This window comes from Streptomyces sp. W16 (assembly GCF_033194735.1).
GTDB lineage: Bacteria > Actinomycetota > Actinomycetes > Streptomycetales > Streptomycetaceae > Streptomyces.
Genome location: NZ_JAWOAI010000198.1, coordinates 1 through 16,579, shown reverse-complemented (window position 1 = coordinate 16,579; position 16,579 = coordinate 1). Strand labels below are relative to the sequence as shown.

Genomic DNA, 16,579 nt, shown 5'->3' with positions numbered 1-16,579 from the left:
GCGTCGACGTGGCCGACCTGCTGTCCCGGCAGCGCGAACGGGCCGCCGACGCCTCGGCGTTCACCGACGCGTACCGGCGCTACTGCTGGACCACGGACGGCCTCGACGGCGTCCGCCTGGCCCCGTTCCAGCTCCTCGCGGTCCAGGGCCGCAGCCTGGCCGGACTCCCGCACGACGAGCAACTCGCCCTGCTGGACCGGCTGGTGGAGCACGACAGCACCGGCCTGCTGCAGACCACCCGCCGCCTGTACGTCGACACCGGCGATCCCGAGTCGGTACAGGCCGGCGTCGACTGGTGGCTGGAGATGACGGGCCGGGGCGGCGAGGGCATGGTCGTCAAGCCGGTCGGGGCGGTGGTGCGCGGCGAGACGGGCCGACTGGTCCAGCCGGGCATCAAGTGCCGTGGGCGTGAGTACCTGCGGATCATCTACGGCCCGGAGTACACGCGGCCCGACAACCTCGCGCGCCTGCGCGGCCGTTTCCTGAACCACAAGCGGTCGCTGGCGATCCGGGAGTACGCGCTGGGTCTGGAGGCCCTCGACCGGCTGGCGGAGGGGGAGCCGCTGTGGCGTGTGCACGAGGCGGTGTTCGGGGTGCTGGCGTTGGAGTCGGAGCCGGTGGACCCGCGGTTGTGAGGGCCACTGGGGGCTCCGCCCCCAGACCCCCGTTTCCCACCCACCCACCCGTCTCGGGCGCTTCAGAGGTTCACCTTTAAACCGACAGCAAACGGGCGGGTGGGTGGGAAAGGCAGTTCACCCGACCAACCGCAACCTCTCCCCGCAAACCCCCACCCGCACCCCCTGCCCCCAAGTCAACTCCACCGCATCCCCCTCCATCCCATCCCCGAACACGATCAACCGCTCGGACTCCACGGTGAGTCGAAGCCCCGCGGAACCCCCCAGCTCACCCGCCACCAACGACGTCCCCGTGACCGGCGACGGCCACGCCTCCCGTACGAACCACACCAGCCTGTCCTCCGAGGGGTGTGGCAGGGCGAGGGCACTGCCCCGCTCCTGCCACACCGACCGGAGCCAGCCGGAGGCTCCGGTGCCCGTTCCCACGAGCACCCCGGAAGAAGCCTGGGCCTCGACGACACCCCCGTCGCCCTCCAGACCCAGGCGGTATCTGGCCGTCTGATGACCAACGGCTCCCAGATAGATCTCGTTGAGCGCGACCAGCCGCTGCGTGTCGTCGGCGACGGCCTCGACCATGGTGAGTTCGTCCACACCCGTACCGGCCGCGCGGGCGGCGGGCAGCAGGACGCCGGCGTCCGCCGGACGGTGCCGTACCAGGACGCCCGGGTTGCGCCCGGGGTCCGTGTCGAAGCCCAACACCGGCTGCCCGGTGAGGTACTTGGCGACGTTCGCGACCAGCCCGTCCTGCCCGACCACGACCACCACGTCCTCCGGCGCGAACAGGAACCGGTCCAAGTCGGCCCGCTCGACCTGGGTTTGACGCCAGGTCAGCGGTACCGCCGAGGAGACCTCGGCCAGCGCCCGCCTGGTCCGGCGGTGCCGTTCGGCCACCTCCTCGATGTCCCGGCCGCGCGACTTCAGGAAGTACGCGGCCTGGCCGTGCGTCCCGTGCCGGGCCACCAACTCCTCGTACTCCGTGGTCCGATGGACGAGGACGACCCGCGGGGCGAGACTCACGCGCCGGCCCCGCCGCCGCCGAGCCTGGCGAGCAGCCCCGTCAGCACATCCGGCGAGATCGTCACGCTGTCGATGTTCGGCAGGTTCTCCGCGAGCCGCGTCCCGGTGAGCGCGTTCAGCGTGGCGACGTCGACATCGGAGTGCACCCGCAGCCAGGCCGCCTGGGCATACGCCCGAGCGTCGCCCACCTCGCGCGAGCCTTCGGCCTCGGCACGGGCGAGCCGTACGGAACGCGCCGCCTCGGCGTCGGCGAGCCGTACCGTCCGGGTGGCCTCGGCCTCCGAGAGTCGTACCGTACGTGTCGCCTCCGCCTCCGCGCGTACCCCGTCGGCCGCCGCGTGCTCCTCGGCCTCGCGGCGGGCGTTCGTGCCGCGCTGGTCGACCAACTGCTCCTCGCGGCGGGCGAGTTCGATCTGGCTGTCGAGCTCGTTCTCGGCGATCGCCCGTTCACGTTCGACGGCCACCGCCCGCCGCTCGTAGGTGGCCCGGTCCGCCTCCTGCTGGATCTGCTCGCGGGCCGGGGTGCGCAGCGCCCGCTCCACCTCGGGCTCGGGGCGGATCGCCATCACGCGGACGGCGACCACCTCGATGCCGGTGGCCGGCAGGCGGGGTTCGGCGCCGAGCCCCGCCGCGATCCGCTCCCGTACCGCCGTCACCCCGTCGACCAGCGCGGACGCCAACGGCGTACGAGCCAGCACGGCCAGCGCGTGCTGCTGGGCCGTCTCGGTCAGCAGGGTGCCCAACTGCTCAAGGGGCGCGCCTCGCCACACGCCCGTGTCCGGGTCGACGGAGAAGTCGAGCCGTGCGGAGGCGAGGGCCGGGTCGTCGATCCGGTAGGTGACGGTCGCCTGGACCGCCACGTCCTGGAAGTCGGATGTACGGGCATGGAAGGTCATGGCCAACTCCCGGTCGTCGACCGGCACTTCGGAGAGCGCGGCGGTCAACGAGCGGAACCAGAAGCTGAGTCCGGGCCCGTCGTGCAGCAACTTGCCCGAGCGGTGGTGGCGGATGTGCGCCGTCGGAGCCCCGCGAAGGTGGCGCCAGCCCAGGCGCCGGGTGATGTCGGCCATCAGAGTCCCTCAGATCCGGTCAGAAGATCCCGTGAGATCCCGCATCGATCTCGTCAGTAAGACGATAATCGCCCGGCGCACTTGTCGTCAAGGGGACGAAAACAAGTGGCGGTATGACAAGTAGGGGGTGAACTCGGTCCGAGATGGTCAGGATGGAGACATGGCACTCCATGTCGGCTCCGAGACCGGGCGGCTCCGCCGCGTCATCCTGCACCGGCCGGATCTGGAGCTCAAAAGGCTCACCCCCAGCAACAAGGACGCCCTCCTCTTCGACGACGTGCTCTGGGTGCGCCGGGCGCGCGCCGAGCACGACGGCTTCGCGGACGTGCTGCGCGACCGCGGCGTCGCGGTCCACCTGTTCGGCGACCTGCTCGCCGAGACCCTGACGATCCCGGCGGCCCGATCGCTCGTCCTGGACCGCGTCTTCGACGAGAAGGAGTACGGCCCCCTCGCCACCGACCACCTCCGCGCCGCCTTCGAGGCGCTGCCCGCGCCCGAACTGGCCGAGGCGCTGGTCGGCGGCATGACCAAGCGGGAGTTCCTCGACGCCCACGCGGAGCCCACCTCCGTCCGCTTCCACGTCATGGAACTCGACGACTTCCTCCTCGCCCCCCTCCCCAACCACCTCTTCACCCGCGACACGTCCGCCTGGATCTACGACGGCGTCTCCGTCAACGCCATGCGCTGGCCGGCCCGGCAGCGCGAGACCGTCCACTTCGAGGCGATCTACCGGCACCATCCGCTCTTCCGCACCGAGAAGTTCCACGTCTGGTCCGAGGGGCAGGCCGACTACCCGTCCACCATCGAGGGCGGGGACGTACTCGTCATCGGCAACGGCGCGGTGCTCATCGGTATGAGCGAGCGGACCACCCCGCAGGCCGTCGAGATGCTCGCGCACAAGCTGTTCGCCGAGGGCTCCGCGCGGACGATCGTGGCGCTCGACATCCCCAAGCAGCGCGCCTTCATGCACCTCGACACGGTGATGACGATGGTCGACGGCGACACCTTCACCCAGTACGCGGGGCTCGGCATGCTGCGGTCATACACCATCGAACCGGGCGTCGGCGACAAGGAGTTGAAGGTCACCGACCATCCGCCGGAGCACATGCACCACGCGATCGCCGCCGCCCTCGGTCTTGACGGGATCCGCGTCCTGACCGCCACCCAGGACGTGCACGCCGCCGCGCGCGAGCAGTGGGACGACGGCTGCAACGTCCTCGCCGTCGAGCCGGGCGTCGTCGTCGCCTACGAGCGCAACGCCACCACCAACACGTTCCTGCGCAAGCAGGGCATCGAAGTGATCGAGATCCCGGGCAGCGAACTGGGCCGTGGTCGGGGCGGACCGCGCTGCATGAGCTGCCCCGTCGAACGGGATGCCGTATAGAAATTCGAGGTATCGTATAGAATTCCAATCGCCCCTGTTCTTCCGTACCTCTGTACCCGCACCGATGGAGCGCCCCCATGGCGACAGTCCCGACCGCCCTCGCCGGCCGCCACTTCCTCAAGGAGCTGGACTTCTCCGAGGAGGAGTTCCGCGGCCTGATCGAGCTGGCCGCCGAGCTGAAGGCCACCAAGAAGGCCGGGGGCGAGACGCGGTACCTGTCGGGGAAGAACGTCGCGCTGATCTTCGAGAAGACCTCGACGCGCACCCGCTGCGCGTTCGAGGTCGCCGCGGCCGACCAGGGCGCCTCCACGACCTACCTGGACCCGTCCGGCTCGCAGATCGGGCACAAGGAGTCCGTGAAGGACACCGCGCGCGTGCTCGGCCGTATGTTCGACGCCATCGAGTACCGGGGGGACAGCCAGGCCGCCGTGGAAGAACTGGGTGCGTACGCAGGCGTGCCCGTATACAACGGTCTCACCGACGACTGGCACCCCACCCAGATGCTCGCCGACGTGCTCACCATGACCGAGCACAGCGCCAAGCCGCTCAAGGAGATCGCCTTCGCCTACCTCGGCGACGCCCGCTTCAACATGGGCAACTCCTACCTGGTCACCGGTGCGCTGCTCGGCATGGACGTACGGATCGTCGCTCCGAAGTCGTACTGGCCCGCCGAGGAGATCGTCACCGCCGCCCGCGCGCTCGCCGAGCGGAGCGGTGCGCGCATCACGCTCACCGAGGGGATCGAGGAGGGGGTGGCGGGCGCCGATTTCGTCGTCACCGACGTGTGGGTCTCCATGGGCGAGCCCAAACAGGTCTGGGACGAGCGGATCACGGCCCTCGCGCCGTACGCCGTGACCATGGACGTCCTACGGGCCACCGGCAACCCGGACGTCAAGTTCCTGCACTGTCTGCCGGCCTTCCACGACCTCGGCACCAAGGTCGGCCGCGAGATATACGAGACCCATGGCCTCGACTCCCTGGAGGTCACCGACGAGGTCTTCGAGTCGGCCCACTCGGTCGTCTTCGACCAGGCGGAGAACCGACTGCACACGATCAAGGCCATTCTCGTGGCGACACTGGCCTGACCGGGACCGGTGCGGCTATCCCGCCGGACGCCACTGCGGGGGCACCACGGGCAGCCGGAACCACACCGCCTTGCCCGACTCGGTGGGGCGGTGGCCGCACGACGAGCTGAGCGCGCGGATCAGCAGCAGGCCGCGCCCGTGCTCCTGCCAGGGGTCGGGCTCTTCCTCGGCGGGCTTGGTGAGGCTGGTGGGCGGCTCCGGGTCGGGGTCGTGCACCTCGACCCGGCAGCCGGAGGGCAGCAGCTCGACCACGAGCTCTATGGGGGCGTCACCGGCGGTGTGCTCCACCGCGTTCGCGACCAGCTCCGCCGTCAGCAGCTCCGCGGTGTCACTGTCGGCCGTGTGCTTCACCTCGGACAGAGCCGTACGGACCAGTGCGCGGGCCACCGGCACGGCCGCGGCGGTGTGCGGCAGTGCGATGCGCCAGGAGGCGGAGGCAGAGGGGCGTTCTTGCAAGGCGGGTCCGTTCATGGAGCAGGCTGTCCTGCTTTCAACTATATGAATGGTACGGCGCCCTTTGTCAGGGTCTCTCGGCGGGCGCCGTACGGGACCTTCGTCCCGGTACCGAGCGGCATACCCGGTTCAACGGCTTCCCTCGCACGACAGCTCCCGTTGTTACCGCGCTATTGACGTCTCGTGACGGATGCGACGGCGACAGGTCATTTCGGCATGGCACAACAACGCCCTCGGGCCCCCGTTTCGAACGGGGGCCCGAGGGCGTGGCGGGGCGGGGATCAGGTCAGGTCGGCCATGCCCGCCGTGAGCGTGGCACCGTCCGCCGGGTCGATCACGAGGAACGCTCCCGTGCGACGGGAGACCGAGTAGTCGTCGAGGGCGAGCGGCTCGGCGGTGCGCAGGGTGATCCGGCCCAGGTCGTTCGCGAGCAGCGCGGTGGCGCCGCCAAGGTCCTTGACGATCGCCTTGACCGTCCGGGTCGTGTGCCGCAGCAGTACCCGGTCGCCGACCCGCAGCGGCCGGTCGGCCAGATGGCATACGGCGGCCCGGACGTCCTGGGTGAGCACGGGCCCGTCGGCCCCGGTGGTGATCATGTCGCCGCGCGACACGTCCCGTTGGTCGGCGAGACGCAGGCTCACCGACTGGGGCGCGTACGCCGCGTCCGCCTCGGTACCGAGCACGGAGATCCCGGTGATCTCGGAGGCCTCACCGGAGGGATGCACCGTCACCCGGTCACCGACCCGCAGCGAACCGGACACCAACTGCCCCGCGTACCAACGGACTTCACCGTCACGGATCACGTACTGCACGGGGAAACGGGCCGGGGCGTCGGACGGGTCGGCGCCGACCGGGACGTTCTCCAGGAACTCCAGCAGGGCCGGCCCCTCGTACCAGTCCATGTGCGCCGAACGGTCCACCACGTTGTCGCCGACCAACGCCGAGACCGGGATCGGCGCGAAGGACGGCAGCCCCAACTCGGCCGCGTGGCCCGCGAATTCCTCCACGATCCGCTCGAACACCCGCTGCTCGTACCCGACCAGGTCCATCTTGTTCACGGCCAGCACCACATGGGGCACCCGCAACAGCGCGGCCACGGCGGCATGCCGCACGGTCTGCTCCACGACACCGTTGCGCGCGTCGATCAGGACGATCGCCAGCTCGGCGGTGGAGGCACCGGTGACCATGTTGCGGGTGTACTGCACATGCCCCGGGGTGTCGGCGAGGATGAACCGCCTGCGGGGGGTGGCGAAGTAGCGGTACGCCACGTCGATCGTGATGCCCTGCTCCCGCTCGGCACGCAGGCCGTCGGTGAGCAGCGCGAGGTCGGGCGCGTCCTGACCGCGATCGGCCGACACCCGCTGTACGGCTTCGAGTTGGTCGGTGAGGACCGACTTCGAATCGTGCAACAGCCGTCCTACGAGCGTGGACTTGCCGTCGTCGACCGAACCGGCCGTCGCGAACCGCAGCGTGTCGATGGTGATGGTGCTCATGGTTAGAAGTACCCCTCGCGCTTGCGGTCTTCCATCGCGGCCTCGGACAGCTTGTCGTCGGCACGCGTCGCGCCCCGCTCGGTCAGCCGGGAGGCCGCGATCTCGACGATCACGTCGTCCAGCGTGGCCGCGTCGGAGTCGACGGCGCCGGTGCAGGACATGTCACCGACGGTCCGGTACCGGACCTGACGCTTCTCGACGGTCTCGTCCGCCTTCGGCCCGCCCCACTCACCCGGGGTCAGCCACATGCCGCCACGGTTGAAGACCTCGCGGTAGTGCGCGAAGTAGATGTCGGGCAGTTCGATGCCCTCGCGGGCGATGTACTGCCAGACGTCCAGCTCGGTCCAGTTGGACAGCGGGAAGACACGGACGTGCTCGCCGGGCGCGTGCCGCCCGTTGTAGAGGTTCCACAGCTCGGGCCGCTGCCGGCGCGGATCCCACTGCGAGAACTCGTCGCGAAGCGAGAACACCCGCTCCTTCGCGCGGGCCTTCTCCTCGTCCCGACGCCCACCACCGAACACGGCGTCGAAGCGCTCGCTCTGGATCCTCTCCGTCAACGGAAGCGTCTGGAGCGGATTGCGGGTCCCGTCAGGCCGTTCGCGCAGCACACCACGATCGATGTAGTCCTGTACGGAGGCCACATGGAGGCGCAGCCCATGTGCGGCCACCACACGGTCCCGGTACTCAAGGACTTCGGGGAAGTTGTGTCCGGTGTCCACATGCAGCAGCGAGAAGGGCACCGGCGCGGGCGCGAACGCCTTCAGTGCCAGGTGCAGCATGACGATGGAGTCCTTGCCGCCGGAGAACAGGATCACCGGCCGCTCGAACTCACCCGCCACCTCACGGAAGATGTGCACCGCCTCGGACTCAAGAGCGTCCAGGTGCGAGAGCGAGAAGGTCACAGCAGCCCCCGCTCGGCCAGCACCGCGTACACCGCGTCCGCCGACTCCTGCGGGCTCTGCGTCTGCGTCGGCAGTGTGAGCGCCGGGTCCGTGGGCGGCTCGTACGGGTCGTCGACGCCGGTCAGACCGGACAGCTGCCCCGCGGCCTGCCGGGCGTAGAGCCCCTTGACGTCCCGCTCGCTGCACACCTCCACGGGGGTCGCGACATGCACCTCGATGTACGGCGTCCCGCTCGCCTCGTGCCGCTTGCGGACGGCCTCGCGGCTGTCGGCGTACGGCGCGATGACCGGGACGACGGAGAGCACGCCGTTGCGGGCGAGCACCTCGGAGACGAGGCCGATGCGCTGCACATTGGTGTTGCGGTCCTCGCGGGAGAAGCCGAGGCCGGCCGAGAGGAAGCGGCGTACTTCGTCGCCGTCGAGGACCTCCACGCGATGCCCCTCGGCCTTCAGCCGATCGCTCAGACATCGGGCGATCGTCGTCTTACCCGCACTCGGCAGTCCGGTGAGCCAGACGGTGGCTCCCTGAGCCCTTGCCGTGGTGGTCATGCGCAACAGTCCTCTTTCTTACCCGACGAGCGACGTCGTCGAAGGCTAGGTAAGAACTCTGAGAGGACCTGCTAAAGAAGCTGAGGTTTAGCTGAGTGACTGGTGGTGCGCAAGAGGCCACAGCGCTTCGCCATGAACTGTTCATAATCCGCCGCTACGGCACCTGCGGTCGCACGCCCGCGAAGACCGCCCCCGCGTCCCGCAGCCGTGCGTGCAGCGCCCGGAACACCTCGGCCGAGCGGGCGCCCGGCCAGTCCCGGGGGAGCAGGCCGGCGGGGAGTCCGGGGTCGACGTAGGGGAGGTGGCGCCAGGAGTCCAGGGCGAGGAGGTAGTCGCGGTAGGCCTCCTCGGGCGGGGTGTCCGCGCGCCGCTCCCAGTCGCGCAGTACCTGAGCGTGGCGGTCGAGGAACGCCTCGTGCTCCTTGGCGATCGCGGTCAGGTCCCACCAGCGGGCCACGGCGTCGGCGGTCGCCGCGAAGCCGAGGTGCTCGCCGCGGAAGAAGTCCACGTACGGGTCGAGCCGCAGTCGCCCGAGGATGTGCCGGGCCTCCTCGTACAGGCGGGCGGGCGCGATCCACACGCCCGGGGCGGCGGTGCCGAAACCGAGACCGGACAGCCGGGAGCGCAGGACGTGCCGCTTCTGCCGTTCGGACTCGGGGACGGAGAACACCGCGAGCACCCAGCCCTCGTCGTCCGAGGGGCTGGCCGCGTAGATGCGCCGGTCGCCGTCGTCGAGCAACTGCCTTGCCTCGGGCGACAGTTCGTAGCCGGCGGCGCCCTGGGCGGTACGGGCGGGCAGCAGCAGCCCGCGCCGTTTGAGCCGGGACACCGACGAGCGCACCGAAGGCGCGTCGACGCCGGCGGCGGCCAGCAGCCGGATCAGTTCCGCGACCGGAACCGGGCCGGGCACGAAGCGGCCGTACGCGCCGTAGAGCGTGACGATGAGAGACCGTGGAGCATGCTGGTCGGACACGTTGATCATCTTAGGTCGTCAGCATCACTGCTGGTCACCTCGGGTACGCAAGCTGAACCTGCACGGTTCGAAGATCACCGTGGGCAGCGCGTCCGGGAAGACGATCACGCGGGAAAGGTCAGGTGGGAAGGGTCAGGCGGCGATGGCGAGTTGGCCGGCCGGTACCCGGTGCGGGGCGACGATCCGGCCGTCGGGCAGCAGCAGGCCGCTGTCGTCGAAGACGATCGCGCCGTCGCACAGCAGCGTCCAGCCCTGCTCGGGGTGGGCGGAGACGACGTGCACGGTGTCGGACTCGGTCACGGGGCACGAGGACTGGTGGGAACACATGGCGTACCTCCACGTCGGATGCGATCCGTTCCGGTGGCTCCTTCGCCGCCCCGCATCGCATATACAGACCATCCTCCCGCCGCGAACTCATCGGAACAGGCTGCTGTGAAGCGTGACAACACGCGGACAACACTCGGACGGTTCCACGACGCTCGGTGCGGACTCGCCACCAAGGGAGTATCGAAGGAGTATCGAAGGAGTGAGGAGCGCTCGCCCGGTGCGGACTCGCCACCGAAGGAGTGAGGATCACGGGAGTTGGGGCGCGCGACCGGTACCAGTGGAGACCTCTGCTTCAGGTACTTCAGGAGGTATCCCCATGTCCCTGCGTTCCGCCCTCGGTTCGGCGGCCGGTGCCGCGCTGCTGCTGGTCGCCGCCGCCCCCGCCGCGACCGCGTCCGCCGACTCCTACGAGACGGTGACGGTCGACCCCACGGGCAGCCTCGCCCCGGACGGCACCGTCACCCTCTCCGGTACCTACCGCTGCCTCGGCAACTCGGGCCCGGCCTTCGTCAGTTCCTCCGTCTCCCAGGGCGACTCCTCGGTCCGGCACGGCATCGGCGGCACCCGGGCGGTCTGCGACGGCATGGAGCACAGCTGGGAGAACTCGGGCAAGCCCTCGTCCGACCCGCTCACCCCCGGCCCGGCCCAGGTCGAGGCCACGGTGATGGAACTGGCCCCCCAGGGCGGCCTGCCCCTGCCCCGCTTCCACGCGGCACAGCAGCAGGCGATCACCCTGACCCAGAGCTGAGGGTTCGCGTTCCGCCCGACGCCCCGGACCTCCCGTACGATCCCGCTGTCACCCGAGCCGAACGGCACGGCACGGTGGGTTCGTGCGGGAGGTACGCCGTCCCTCAACTCGACGCGGGCCAGTCGGCGTAGCGAATACGGCGCAGGTCGTGCACCTCGCCGAGGGTGCCCCACTCGTCCTTGCCCAGACGTGCCAGCGGACGCAGCCGGGTGACCTCCGGATGGCCGTCGTCCAGGACGCTGTCGTCGACCGCGATGTGAATCACCCGTCCGAAGACCACGGTGGAGTCCCCCAGCCGCAGAGTGCTGTGAAGCTCGCACTCCAGCGCCACGGGGGAGAGCGCCACCCGCGACGCCTTCACCCGTGCACCGGCCTCGCGCGCCACTCCGACGGCGTCGAACTCGCTGACGCCGTGCGGGAATTCAGTGGCGGTCTTGTTGACCTCGTCGATCAGCGATTCCGGGGCGAGGTTGACCACGAACTGCCCGGTGGCCTCGACGTTGCGCAGGGAATCCTTACGGCCGACCGAGGTGAACTGCACGATGGGCGGCCTGACCGACGACACCGTGAAGAAGGAGTGCGGAGCGAGATTGTCGACGCCGTCGGCGGAGACGGTCGAGACCCAGGCGATGGGGCGCGGTACGACGGTCGCCGTGAGCAGGCGGTACACCGCCATCGGCTCAAGCGCGGCCGTGCTGTATTCAGTACGCATGCCGCCGATATATCAGACGGCGTAGCAGCGGGCGCATCGGCAGGCGCATTGACGGGCGTATCGGAGGGCCGCCGCCGCACCCGTCCCGAACCCGTGTTCCCACGGGCCGGACAGAGCGCGACGGCACCCGACCGCCGACTGTCCTGTCAGATGTCGCGGAAGATCTCGATCTGCGCCCCGATGGAGTTGAGCCGCTCCGCCAGGTCCTCGTAACCGCGGTTGATGACATACACGTTCCGCAGCACGGACGTGCCCTCCGCCGCCATCATCGCCAGCAGGACGACCACGGCGGGCCGCAGCGCCGGCGGGCACATCATCTCGGCGGCCCGCCAGCGGGTCGGGCCCTCGACCAACACCCGGTGCGGGTCGAGGAGTTGGAGGCGTCCGCCGAGCCGGTTGAGGTCGGTGAGGTAGATCGCGCGGTTGTCGTAGACCCAGTCGTGGATGAGGGTCTGGCCCTGCGCGACCGCCGCGATCGCCGCGAAGAACGGGACGTTGTCGATGTTCAGGCCGGGGAACGGCATGGGGTGGATCTTGTCGATCGGCGCCTCCAGTTTGGAGGGCCGGACCGTCAGGTCCACCAGGCGCGTACGGCCGTTGTCCGCGCAGTACTCGGGGGTGCGGTCGTGGTCGAGGCCCATCTCCTCCAGGACCGCGAGCTCGATCTCCAGGAACTCGATGGGTACCCGGCGGACCGTCAGCTCCGACTCGGTGACGACGGCGGCGGCCAGCAGGCTCATCGCCTCGACCGGGTCCTCGGAGGGGGAGTAGTCGACGTCGACGTCGATGGTCGGCACGCCGTGCACGGTGAGCGTGGTGGTGCCGATGCCCTCGACCCGTACGCCGAGCGCCTCCAGGAAGAAACAGAGGTCCTGGACCATGTAGTTGGAGGACGCGTTGCGGATGACCGTGGCGCCGTCGTGGCGGGCGGCGGCGAGCAGCGCGTTCTCGGTGACGGTGTCGCCGCGCTCGGTCAGCACGATCGGCCGGTCGGGGGAGACGGCCCGGTCGACCTGCGCGTGGTACAGCCCTTCGGTGGCGGCGATGTCGAGGCCGAACCGCCGCAGTGCGATCATGTGCGGCTCGATCGTGCGCGTGCCGAGGTCGCAACCGCCCGCGTACGGCAGCTTGAAGCTGTCCATGCGGTGCAGCAGCGGGCCGAGGAACATGATGATCGAGCGGGTACGGCGGGCCGCCTCCGCGTCGATCGACGCCATCTCCAGCTCGGCCGGCGGCACGATCTCCAGGTCGACGCCGTCGTTGATCCAGCGGGTGCGGACGCCGATCGAGCCGAGTACCTCCAGAAGGCGGTACACCTCCTCGATCCGCGCGACCCGGCGCAGCACTGTGCGCCCCTTGTTGAGGAGCGAGGCGCACAGCAGGGCCACGCACGCGTTCTTGCTGGTCTTCACGTCGATGGCACCGGAGAGCCGACGACCGCCGACGACCCGCAGATGCATCGGGCCGGCATAGCCCAGTGAGACGATTTCGCTGTCCAGCGCTTCACCGATTCGAGCGATCATCTCAAGGCTGATGTTTTGGTTGCCGCGCTCGATGCGGTTGACGGCGCTCTGACTGGTGCCGAGTGCCTCGGCAAGCTGCGTCTGTGTCCAGCCCCGGTGCTGGCGGGCGTCACGGATGAGCTTGCCGATACGTACGAGGTAGTCGTCTGCCATGAGGCCGAGGTTATCTCACATATGAGATGGCGCCTCTTGAGGGGGCTGTTCGGGTGACGGCCGGTCAGTCGTCCTTCTTGGTACGAGTCTTGCGCCAGCCGAAAGGCCCGGGCAAATCCATCGATGTCGTACGACGTCCTGATGTGCTGCGCGTATAGCGCGGGCCGCGCTTGCCACCTGTGGTGAACGACATGGACCCCTTGTTGATGTTCAGCCGAAGCCAGGGAAGGATCCGGAAACTCTTGCGGAACGTGAGCGGCATACCCGCCCCCTTTCGTCCCGCACCGGGTACCCCGAAGGTCCGCGAGTATGGCGGTGACTTGACCGCCCTCGGCGGATGCGGGGTACCCGGCCGGGTCCGTCAGTTCAGCGGAGCGGGCGCCGGGGTGCCGTAGAAGGTGATCGACGGCCAGCCCCGGGAGGCGGCGAAGTCGTTGAGCAGGTCGGCGATGTCCGTGGCAGTGATGCCGTTGGGTGTCGGCGGCGTCTCGCTCGCGGCGACGCTGAACTTGATCGTGAGCTGCGGACTCTCGTCGCTGTTGATCAGGGAGGCCGTCCCCGTGAAGAGCGTTCCCGCGGGGAAGTCGGCCGGTGTGGTGTCCGTCGCGGCCTCGGCGGCCTGGGCCGGCTGCGCTGCCGCCGCGGCGCCGACCATCGCGCCGACGGCGGTCGTTCCGGAGTATTCGAGCAGAGACCGTCTCGAAATCCTGGACAAAGTACCCCCTCGTTCGGAGCCGCACGGGTATCTCCCGAGGCCCCGCTTAATCGTATGCGTGTTCGATCAACGTGGGGAGGCGAACGGGATCGTCCGGTTGTGAGGGGGTGAGGGCGGAGTTCTTCGACAGTGAAGTCAGCCGCCCGAGGAAGCGAGTCGGGGTGCCGTCATGTCGAGCAGGAGCAGGGCGTCGTGGTCGGGGCTGCCGGGTTCGGCGGTGTAGACGCCGATGCGTCGGCCGGGGGTGCCTTCGATGTGCAGCGATTGCGAGGTGAGGGTGACCGTGCCGACCTGCGGGTGCTGGAAGGTCTTGTGGGCGGGCTTGCGTCCGGTCACTTCGTAGCGCTCCCACAGGCCCGCGAAGTCGGGGCTCTTGAGGAGGAGTTCGCCGACGAGGTTGGTGAGGTCGGGGGCGTCGGGAGCGGTGCCGGCGATGGCGCGCAGGCGGGCGACGCATGCGGTGATCTGCCGGTCCCAGTCGGGGAAGAGGTCGCGGGCCGCGGGGTGCAGGAAGAGGTAGCGGGCGAGGTTGCGCTGGTTGACCGGCCAGTCGTCCAGGCCCGCGTACAGGGCGAGGCCGCCGGGGTTCCAGGCGAGCACGTCCATGCTGCGGCTGATGACGTAGGCCGGGTTCGGCCGCAGTGATTCCAGGAGCAGCTTGAGGTGGGGGCGCACGGTGCGGCCGGGCGCGGGCGGGGGTTCGGAGACGTAGCGGGCGGCGCGGGCGGCGAGCTCGCGCAGGTGCTGGTGTTCCTGGTCGTCCATGTGCAGGGCGCGGGCGAGGGAGTCGAGGACTGCGGGGCTGGGGCGGGTCTCCTTGCCGCGTTCCAGGCGTACGTAGTAGTCGATGCTGATCCCGGCGAGGGTGGCCAGCTCCTCGCGGCGCAGGCCGGGGGTGCGGCGGATGCCGGCGCCGACCGTGAGGCCGACGTGCTCGGGGCGGGTCTGGGTGCGGCGGGCGCGCAGGAAGCGGCCCAGCTCGGCGCCCTCGCTGTGCGCGGTCTGGGATGCCATGACTTCAGTCTGACCCGACGGGCACCCGCTCCGCAGACAGGAGGGGGGCCCTGCCATTACCCCTGAAGAGCCCGCCCTGCCACACCGGAGCACTCCGGGCCAAGGTTGATGAGGAAGACGCCGGCCCCTCGCCGCCGTCCAGGCTCCGACCGGCACGACCAGTCGGACCGGGCGAGAGCGAGGGGACGGGCAACGACACCGACCGGAGAAGGCGAGATGCGGTACATCAAATTGCGTGACCTGGAGGTTTCCCGGATCGGGCTGGGGGCCATGGGCATGTCCCACGGCTACACCGGCTCCGGCACCGACGACGCGGAGTCGATCAGGACCGTGCACCGGGCGCTGGAGCTGGGCGTCACACTCATCGACACCGCCGAGATCTACGGCCCCTTCACCAACGAGGAGCTGCTCGGGCGGGCGCTGCAGGGCCACCGGGACAAGGTGGTGCTGGCCACCAAGTTCGGCATGGTCTCGCACGCCGGCGAGGGCGCGTGGAACGTGGACTCCAGCCCGGCCAACATCCGCACGGCGGTCGAGGGATCCCTGAAGCGGCTGGGCACCGACCACATCGACCTGTACTACCAGCACCGCGTCGATCCGAACATCCCGATCGAGGAGACCGCCGGCGCCGTGGGCGAGCTGATCGCCGAGGGCAAGGTGCGCGCCTTCGGCCTCTCGGAGGCCGGTCCTGACACGATCCGCCGCGCCCACGCCGTCCAGCCGGTCACCGCGGTGCAGTCGGAGTACTCACTGTGGACCCGCGGCATCGAGGAGCGTGTCCTGCCCGTCCTGCGGGAGCTGAACATCGGGCTGGTGCCGTTCTCCCCGCTGGGCCGCGGCTTCCTGACCGGCACCGTCCGCTCCGTCGACCAGTTCGGCAAGGGCGATTTCCGCCGCGACAACCCCCGCTTCACCGGCGAGAACTTCCAGCGCAACCTGGCGCTCGCCGGCGAGGTCGAGGCCCTGGCCGCCGAGGTCGGCGTCACGCCCGCACAGGTCGCGCTGGCCTGGCTGCTCGCCCAGGGCGACGACATCGCACCGATCCCCGGCACCAAGCGCGTCAGCCGGGTCGAGGAGAACACCGCGGCCGACGCGGTCACCCTGACCGCCGAGCAGCTCCACAAGCTCAGCAGCCTGCCGCCCGCCGCCGGCGACACCCACACCGAGGCCCAGGCGCGGCTGCTCGAACGCTGATCACCCGTACCGCCCAGCGAGACCCTGTTTGGAGCAGCACCCCTCATGCTTGCAGCAGTGATGTACGGAGCCGGCGACATCCGCGTCGAGGACCGGCCCGACCCGAAGATCGTCCGGCCGACCGACGCCGTGGTGCGCACGCTGGCCGCGTGCGTGTGCGGCAGCGACCTCTGGCCCTACGCGTCCATGCCCGCCACCGGCACCGGCCGCCCCATGGGCCACGAGTTCCTCGGCGTCGTCGAGGAGACCGGGACGGACGTGACCGGACTGAAGACCGGTGACCTGGTCCTCGCCCCGTTCACCTACAGCGACAACACCTGCGACTACTGCGCCAAGGGCCTGCACATCTCGTGCCGAAACGGCGGCCGGTACGGCTTTGACGGCGTCGACGGCGGGCAGGGCGAGGCCGTCCGTGTCCCCTACGCCACCGGCACCCTGGTCAAGCTGCCGGTGGCCGCCGACTCCGCGCTGCTGCCGTCCCTGCTGGCGCTCTCCGACGTGATGACCACCGGCCACCACGGCGCTGTCACCGTAGGCGTCACCCGCGGGGACGCGGTGCTGGTCGTCGGGGACGGCGCGGTCGGCCTGTGCGCGGTGATCGCCGCCAGGCGGCTGGGTGCCGAGCGGATCGTG

18 protein-coding genes and 1 pseudogene are annotated in these 16,579 nt (G+C 69.9%); 6 read left to right on the top strand and 13 right to left on the bottom strand.

Features of this window, described 5'->3' with window-relative positions; all coding sequences use genetic code 11:
* Positions 1 to 635, top strand: a pseudogene (locus tag R6V09_RS25405) (polynucleotide kinase-phosphatase); the annotation flags it as partial.
* A gap of 117 nt (positions 636 to 752) precedes the next feature.
* Here R6V09_RS25405 and R6V09_RS25400 read toward each other — a convergent pair.
* Together R6V09_RS25400 and R6V09_RS25395 are read right to left on the bottom strand one after the other, a co-directional pair.
* Entirely contained in the window at positions 753 to 1,652 is a 900-nt protein-coding gene (locus R6V09_RS25400; protein WP_317883736.1) for a hypothetical protein, read from the bottom strand.
* Positions 1,649 to 2,722, bottom strand: a complete 1,074-nt coding sequence (locus R6V09_RS25395) for an SPFH domain-containing protein (RefSeq protein ID WP_317883735.1) — start codon at positions 2,720 to 2,722, stop codon at positions 1,649 to 1,651. Before R6V09_RS25395 ends, R6V09_RS25400 begins: the two co-directional genes overlap by 4 nt.
* Positions 2,723 to 2,882: 160 nt before the next feature.
* Between R6V09_RS25395 and R6V09_RS25390 the strand changes: the two genes are divergently transcribed.
* On the top strand, positions 2,883 to 4,106 hold the full coding sequence (locus R6V09_RS25390; protein ID WP_317883734.1) for an arginine deiminase: 1,224 nt from the start codon (positions 2,883 to 2,885) through the stop codon (positions 4,104 to 4,106).
* A gap of 77 nt (positions 4,107 to 4,183) precedes the next feature.
* Positions 4,184 to 5,191, top strand: coding sequence for an ornithine carbamoyltransferase (gene argF, locus R6V09_RS25385; protein ID WP_317883733.1), 1,008 nt, complete (start codon positions 4,184 to 4,186; stop codon positions 5,189 to 5,191).
* A gap of 15 nt (positions 5,192 to 5,206) precedes the next feature.
* On the opposite strand, the gene R6V09_RS25380 is transcribed toward argF, so the two are convergent.
* From R6V09_RS25380 to R6V09_RS25355, 6 genes are all read right to left on the bottom strand, one after another.
* Positions 5,207 to 5,662, bottom strand: a complete 456-nt coding sequence (locus R6V09_RS25380; RefSeq protein ID WP_317883732.1) for an ATP-binding protein — start codon at positions 5,660 to 5,662, stop codon at positions 5,207 to 5,209.
* Positions 5,663 to 5,925: 263 nt separating this feature from the next.
* On the bottom strand, positions 5,926 to 7,137 hold the full coding sequence (locus tag R6V09_RS25375) for a sulfate adenylyltransferase subunit 1 (RefSeq protein ID WP_317883731.1): 1,212 nt from the start codon (positions 7,135 to 7,137) through the stop codon (positions 5,926 to 5,928).
* A 2-nt stretch (positions 7,138 to 7,139) separates the two neighbouring features.
* Positions 7,140 to 8,039: a sulfate adenylyltransferase subunit CysD gene (cysD, locus tag R6V09_RS25370; protein WP_317883730.1), complete on the bottom strand. Its 900-nt coding sequence runs from the start codon at positions 8,037 to 8,039 to the stop codon at positions 7,140 to 7,142.
* Positions 8,036 to 8,587, bottom strand: a complete 552-nt coding sequence (gene cysC, locus R6V09_RS25365; protein ID WP_317883729.1) for an adenylyl-sulfate kinase — start codon at positions 8,585 to 8,587, stop codon at positions 8,036 to 8,038. The genes cysD and cysC overlap by 4 nt, the downstream gene beginning before the upstream one ends.
* A 154-nt stretch (positions 8,588 to 8,741) precedes the next feature.
* Positions 8,742 to 9,569 (bottom strand): PaaX family transcriptional regulator, encoded by an 828-nt coding sequence (locus R6V09_RS25360; protein ID WP_317883728.1) that lies wholly within the window; start codon positions 9,567 to 9,569, stop codon positions 8,742 to 8,744.
* Between the two features lie 123 nt (positions 9,570 to 9,692).
* Positions 9,693 to 9,887, bottom strand: a complete 195-nt coding sequence (locus R6V09_RS25355; RefSeq protein ID WP_317883727.1) for a DUF5999 family protein — start codon at positions 9,885 to 9,887, stop codon at positions 9,693 to 9,695.
* Between the two features lie 316 nt (positions 9,888 to 10,203).
* On the opposite strand from R6V09_RS25355, the gene R6V09_RS25350 reads away from it, so the two are divergent.
* Positions 10,204 to 10,635, top strand: coding sequence for a DUF6299 family protein (locus tag R6V09_RS25350; RefSeq protein ID WP_317883726.1), 432 nt, complete (start codon positions 10,204 to 10,206; stop codon positions 10,633 to 10,635).
* A 103-nt stretch (positions 10,636 to 10,738) separates the two neighbouring features.
* Here R6V09_RS25350 and R6V09_RS25345 read toward each other — a convergent pair whose 3' ends face one another.
* The 5 genes from R6V09_RS25345 to R6V09_RS25325 all read right to left on the bottom strand — a co-directional run bounded on the left by R6V09_RS25345 (position 10,739) and on the right by R6V09_RS25325 (position 14,752).
* The gene (locus R6V09_RS25345) at positions 10,739 to 11,347 is read right to left on the bottom strand and encodes a flavin reductase family protein (RefSeq protein WP_317883725.1); all 609 of its coding nucleotides are present in this window, start codon (positions 11,345 to 11,347) and stop codon (positions 10,739 to 10,741) included.
* Between the two features lie 146 nt (positions 11,348 to 11,493).
* Positions 11,494 to 13,023 carry a helix-turn-helix domain-containing protein gene (locus tag R6V09_RS25340; RefSeq protein WP_317883724.1) on the bottom strand — a complete coding sequence of 510 codons (1,530 nt, stop codon included), beginning with the start codon at positions 13,021 to 13,023 and terminating at the stop codon, positions 11,494 to 11,496.
* 64 nt (positions 13,024 to 13,087) lie between these two features.
* On the bottom strand, positions 13,088 to 13,285 hold the full coding sequence (locus tag R6V09_RS25335; protein ID WP_078532723.1) for a DUF4236 domain-containing protein: 198 nt from the start codon (positions 13,283 to 13,285) through the stop codon (positions 13,088 to 13,090).
* A 99-nt stretch (positions 13,286 to 13,384) separates the two neighbouring features.
* Entirely contained in the window at positions 13,385 to 13,738 is a 354-nt protein-coding gene (locus R6V09_RS25330; RefSeq protein ID WP_317883723.1) for a hypothetical protein, read from the bottom strand.
* 135 nt (positions 13,739 to 13,873) lie between these two features.
* Positions 13,874 to 14,752, bottom strand: coding sequence for a helix-turn-helix transcriptional regulator (locus R6V09_RS25325; protein ID WP_317883722.1), 879 nt, complete (start codon positions 14,750 to 14,752; stop codon positions 13,874 to 13,876).
* Between the two features lie 216 nt (positions 14,753 to 14,968).
* Here R6V09_RS25325 and R6V09_RS25320 point away from each other — a divergent pair, with 216 nt between their 5' ends.
* On the top strand, positions 14,969 to 15,946 hold the full coding sequence (locus R6V09_RS25320) for an aldo/keto reductase (RefSeq protein WP_317883721.1): 978 nt from the start codon (positions 14,969 to 14,971) through the stop codon (positions 15,944 to 15,946).
* A 45-nt stretch (positions 15,947 to 15,991) separates the two neighbouring features.
* Positions 15,992 to 16,579 (top strand): alcohol dehydrogenase catalytic domain-containing protein (locus R6V09_RS25315; RefSeq protein WP_317883720.1); only part of this gene is annotated, 588 nt, incomplete at its 3' end.

Coding starts and splice junctions, on each gene's coding strand:
- R6V09_RS25395 (WP_317883735.1), bottom strand. CDS start 2,722: ATGGCCGACATCACCCGGCGCCTGGGCTGGCGCCACCTTCGCGGGGCT.
- R6V09_RS25390 (WP_317883734.1), top strand. CDS start 2,883: ATGGCACTCCATGTCGGCTCCGAGACCGGGCGGCTCCGCCGCGTCATC.
- argF (WP_317883733.1), top strand. CDS start 4,184: ATGGCGACAGTCCCGACCGCCCTCGCCGGCCGCCACTTCCTCAAGGAG.
- R6V09_RS25380 (WP_317883732.1), bottom strand. CDS start 5,662: ATGAACGGACCCGCCTTGCAAGAACGCCCCTCTGCCTCCGCCTCCTGG.
- R6V09_RS25375 (WP_317883731.1), bottom strand. CDS start 7,137: ATGAGCACCATCACCATCGACACGCTGCGGTTCGCGACGGCCGGTTCG.
- cysC (WP_317883729.1), bottom strand. CDS start 8,587: ATGACCACCACGGCAAGGGCTCAGGGAGCCACCGTCTGGCTCACCGGA.
- R6V09_RS25360 (WP_317883728.1), bottom strand. CDS start 9,569: ATGATCAACGTGTCCGACCAGCATGCTCCACGGTCTCTCATCGTCACG.
- R6V09_RS25355 (WP_317883727.1), bottom strand. CDS start 9,887: ATGTGTTCCCACCAGTCCTCGTGCCCCGTGACCGAGTCCGACACCGTG.
- R6V09_RS25350 (WP_317883726.1), top strand. CDS start 10,204: ATGTCCCTGCGTTCCGCCCTCGGTTCGGCGGCCGGTGCCGCGCTGCTG.
- R6V09_RS25345 (WP_317883725.1), bottom strand. CDS start 11,347: ATGCGTACTGAATACAGCACGGCCGCGCTTGAGCCGATGGCGGTGTAC.
- R6V09_RS25340 (WP_317883724.1), bottom strand. CDS start 13,023: ATGGCAGACGACTACCTCGTACGTATCGGCAAGCTCATCCGTGACGCC.
- R6V09_RS25335 (WP_078532723.1), bottom strand. CDS start 13,285: ATGCCGCTCACGTTCCGCAAGAGTTTCCGGATCCTTCCCTGGCTTCGG.
- R6V09_RS25325 (WP_317883722.1), bottom strand. CDS start 14,752: ATGGCATCCCAGACCGCGCACAGCGAGGGCGCCGAGCTGGGCCGCTTC.
- R6V09_RS25320 (WP_317883721.1), top strand. CDS start 14,969: ATGCGGTACATCAAATTGCGTGACCTGGAGGTTTCCCGGATCGGGCTG.